Genomic DNA, 4,173 nt, shown 5'->3' on the forward strand with positions numbered 1-4,173 from the left:
CAGGTGTTTATGCTCAAAACTGATCGCTGCTGCGGTCTTTTTTTCTTGTTGTGCTAACTGGGCAGATTACTTGAAGAAGGATTTATCATGAGCGTTGCAGAATATGAATTCCTAGACCAAACATATGGGGGTTCAATATTGTGAATAAAGACCAATTAGAGGTTATAAAGGTAGGAAGTTTAGCTATAATAGCAATCAGCTTAGTAATAATTACTTGGAAAATGGGAAAAATGGTCAAATTGTTACACGATTTAGTTATTGTGTCAGGAAATCACTAAGAGATGTTTTACTTCTAACGAGGCTTGAGATGGAGTTGCGGCGGCAGCTCTTTTTTGTATTTCAACTAAAGGGGCAGGATAGTCAAAAAAGAAATGGTAATAATTAGGATATTATGTGGGGTATTAAAGTTATGGACCCACAGGGATGTATGTAAATGGTTCTTAATTAAAAAAGGAGTAGTATAATGGACAGTTTTCAAAAATTAGAAAAGACCTATGACTACCTCCGAAAGTTGTGGCTCGATTACTGGACTCAAGAAGTGGTTTTTACATATCAGTGGTGGTTTGAAATTTTTGTTATTATTTTTCCATTGTTTTTATGGTGGAGATTTGTCGATAAAACTCGTTTAAAAGAAATAAGTCTGGTTGGGCTGATTACAGCAGGATTTGCTTTCATTTTTGATCAAATTGGTATGTCCCTAGGTTTTTGGGTATATCCATATACTTTAACACCATTTGAAAGAGATGAATTTACCCCTGCTGATTTATCTATTGTTCCCTTTATTTATTGTATGATTTATCAGAGATTTCCTATGTGGAAAAAATACATATTAGCAACTATAACCTATGCGTTTTTTGCTTCATATATAGGAGAAAATATCTTTCAATGGCTTGGGATATACAAAATAATTAAATGGAATCATTTATACTCTGTCCCGTTTTATATTTTAATTGGAGTATTTGTAAAAGTGGTTCTTCAAAAAATTAATTTAATTGAGTCACATTTCAAAGGAAAAGAATAAATGATACTAATTTCAAGAACGAGGGCGATTGTTCAATAGAACAGTCGCTTTTCTTGTTCCGCAAACGAAGCAGTTTTGTTAAAGATAATGAATCAAAGAAGAGTAAGAATGGATAGAATTTATTTTAAAAATTTCAAAAGGGATTATATTTTACTCTTTACAAGTTAAAAAGTTCGGCGTAATATCATGCACATAAAAAACAATTTAAAATGCCTAATCCCGTAAGGGAACGGAGGACCCAATTTTTTGGGGTTAATTCTACGATTAGTAGAAGGGATGTTAACTCTTTCGCCATCCTAACCCGTCAGCTAACTTCGTCGGCAAAAGCGAAGGAGGTCTAAAGACCGCCTAATTTAGGGGCTTTTTTGTTTTTTTGCAAAAAGGCAAACTTGAATTAACTGTGGGCTTTTTTATTTTTATCTCTCAATTTGGAGGTGTTGACTTAGCTTAACAACGTAAAAACATTTTGGGTTTATTCGGATTAATCAATTAAATAATGGAAAACTATATTTATTGATTATACTACTTGTTCAACATTTTTTGGGAGAGAAGTACTTATGAGTGAACCTTTTTATCTTAATTTTGGTAATTTACGCTTTTATCTAGACACTCCTGTACCAACATACTTTGGATTACATAAAGGATACCTTGATATTTATACAATGAAGTATCGAATATTTGGTGCAGTTTGGAAAATAGTAAACGAAAAAAGGTATGTTTTAGGCTTCTGGTTTGCTGACAGTGAGAAAGAAATTCATCGTGCTATAAAAGAGGCAGGATTTAATACCACAATCGAAATGAAGTCACAAAAAAACGTGCTGAACGAAATTTATCAATTAATTCGTATTGAGCAAGATAAAAAAAATTGGTCTAAAAGAAGAATGCTGAAGGTTATTTCTATTATGAGGAAGCCATTGAAAGATTTAAGAAAAGGATGGTATGTTTTAAAATCAAGCAATAATTTCCCTATGGTTCTAACCTGTATACAAAAAAAACAATTTGCAATTTGGATTGAACACATACAGATTTGTGAAACTCAAGAGGATATAAAAAAATTTATTAATTTAGTAAATCTAGAGCATAACATCAAATTAAGTCCCGAACCTATATCTTTTTTTCAATACTAAGTAATCGTTCTCATTTTATCTTAGAAAGGAATAACTATTTTGACTCATCCAGCTCAAGTTATTGAATTGTTATTGGCTATAATCGCCGTATTCGGTATTTGGTTTTCTATTTCGAATTTCAACAGTGTTAAGCGTGCATTAATCGGCAGACCGATGAGAACCGCAGAATTGCACGCTCAGCACAATAAGTTAATTTGGTATATTGCATTACCTATTCTTTCTGCTGACCTTTATTCATCCGTAGCATACGGCCCTGAAGCGGGAATTACAGAACTAGTAAAGTTAGGAAACGAAGCAAAATGGTATATCATACCGATTACCATTTCCACTATTATATTATTGTTCATCTTGATACTCTCATATATCATGGGAATCCTGGCATATCCAAGTGGAGGCGGGGCATACGCCATTGCCAAAGATAACTTTAAACAACGTTGGGTATCTTTAATTGCATCAAGTTCATTGCTGGTTGACTACATATTAACGGTAGCTGTTTCTGTCTCAGCTGCATTAGAAGCCATTGTCTCAGCTTATCCCATAGTTGCTCCATATGAAACGGTCCTTGCTATTCTCTGTGTTTTTCTCTTATTAATGGTGAATCTTCGAGGGGTTGCGGAGTCTGCTAAAATTTTTGCTTGGCCTACATTCGGGTTCATGGCATGTATGTTATTACTTGTTTTTACTGGTTTTTTTGACGAGGTGAAGCATGGTTTTGTTCAACCGAGCACACCTCCATTCGGCACGGTTCCCGAAGGCATAACGATTTTACTAATATTAAAAGCATTCAGTTCTGCTTGCTCAGCATTAACAGGAATTGAAACTATTTCAAATGCTGTTCCGATTTTTAGAGAACCCCAACAAAAAAATGCGATTAAAACATATATTGCGTTAGGAACAATCACATCTATAACCCTTTTAGGATTTGCTTATCATTTATATGTAAGAGGTATTAGTCCAGCGCCTGGTAATACAATGCTCTCTCAATTAACAGAGGATTATTTTGGACATGGCATCATATATCAAATTATCATCTGGTTTACTTTTATCGTACTTATTCTTGCAGCTAATTCAACATTTACAGGTTTTTCTCAACTAGCTGCTATCGTAGCTGCTGACGGCTTTTTACCTCGAGGTTTGACGAATAGAGGAGATCGCCTAGGATATTCTAATGGAATTATTGCTCTTGCCGCTACCGCTAGTTTATTGATTATTGCATTCCATGCTCACACAAATGCCTTAATTCCGTTATATGCAATTGGAGTGTTTTTATCCTTTTCAGTTGCTCAATTTGGTTTAATAAAGCGGTGGAGGCGAGTGAAAGGGCCGCAATGGAAAATTAAATTAGCGATAAATACGGTTGGGGCAATAATCACGAGCATTGTTGCTGTAATTTTTGGAGTAACCAAGTTTACAGGTGGGGCGTGGGTTGTTTTAATTGTAATTCCTGCAATTATTTTCTTTTCAATGGCCATTCACCATCATTATCAAAACATTGCAGATGAGTTAAAGATTGATATTAACACCTTAAAGCCTAAAGGAAACAGGGTTATCACAATTGTTCTTGTTTCAGGAGTGCATCGAGTAGTGCATAACACCTTATCTTTTGCTTTGGGCATATCCCATGATAACTTATTAGCTGTATATGTTGGTTTTGATGATGACTCTATGAAAAGGATGGAGACAAAATGGGAGGAATGGGGAAATCCATGCAGATTGATCACGTTGAAGAGCAAATATAGATCGGTTTTAGAGCCTTTTTCAAGATTAATTAAAATGATTGAAGAAAAAGAAGAATATAAATCACAAATCCAGGTTGTTATACCTCAATTTATTCCTAAGAAGTGGTGGCATAACTTACTGCACAATCAAACGGCTTTATTACTTCGATTATGGTTATATAGACATAAAGATGTTGTTATTACAACAGTACCTTATCATTTAAAGAAATAGCTCATAAAAGGCATGGGAAATTCTCATGTCTTTTATATTTTGGAGGCTAATGGATTGTGAAATAATGTACATACA

Annotated in this window: 4 protein-coding genes and 1 riboswitch; all 4 genes read left to right on the forward strand. The window is 34.3% G+C overall.

Translation table 11 applies throughout. The features are described from left to right. Nucleotides 1-140: 140 nt before the first annotated feature. The 4 genes from AAHB15_RS29720 to AAHB15_RS29735 all read left to right on the forward strand — a co-directional run bounded on the left by AAHB15_RS29720 (nucleotide 141) and on the right by AAHB15_RS29735 (nucleotide 4,098). Nucleotides 141-278, forward strand: coding sequence for a hypothetical protein (locus tag AAHB15_RS29720; protein ID WP_342043881.1), 138 nt, complete (start codon nucleotides 141-143; stop codon nucleotides 276-278). Nucleotides 279-463: 185 nt separating this feature from the next. After that, nucleotides 464-1,021, forward strand: coding sequence for a CBO0543 family protein (locus AAHB15_RS29725; RefSeq protein ID WP_342043882.1), 558 nt, complete (start codon nucleotides 464-466; stop codon nucleotides 1,019-1,021). Nucleotides 1,022-1,221: 200 nt separating this feature from the next. Beyond that, a riboswitch (cyclic di-AMP (ydaO/yuaA leader) is annotated at nucleotides 1,222-1,359 on the forward strand. A gap of 219 nt (nucleotides 1,360-1,578) precedes the next feature. After that, nucleotides 1,579-2,148 carry a hypothetical protein gene (locus AAHB15_RS29730; RefSeq protein ID WP_342043883.1) on the forward strand — a complete coding sequence of 190 codons (570 nt, stop codon included), beginning with the start codon at nucleotides 1,579-1,581 and terminating at the stop codon, nucleotides 2,146-2,148. A 36-nt stretch (nucleotides 2,149-2,184) separates the two neighbouring features. Continuing rightward, nucleotides 2,185-4,098 (forward strand): APC family permease, encoded by a 1,914-nt coding sequence (locus AAHB15_RS29735; RefSeq protein ID WP_446715903.1) that lies wholly within the window; start codon nucleotides 2,185-2,187, stop codon nucleotides 4,096-4,098. The last annotated feature ends 75 nt before the right edge of the window (nucleotides 4,099-4,173 follow it).

This window comes from Bacillus sp. OTU2372, from assembly GCF_038440275.1.
Classification (GTDB): domain Bacteria; phylum Bacillota; class Bacilli; order Bacillales; family Cytobacillaceae; genus Neobacillus; species Neobacillus bataviensis_B.

What these genes read in the sequence shown, in the direction of transcription:
- AAHB15_RS29725 (WP_342043882.1), top strand. Translation starts at nt 464, where the DNA reads ATGGACAGTTTTCAAAAATTAGAAAAGACCTATGACTACCTCCGAAAG.
- AAHB15_RS29730 (WP_342043883.1), top strand. Translation starts at nt 1,579, where the DNA reads ATGAGTGAACCTTTTTATCTTAATTTTGGTAATTTACGCTTTTATCTA.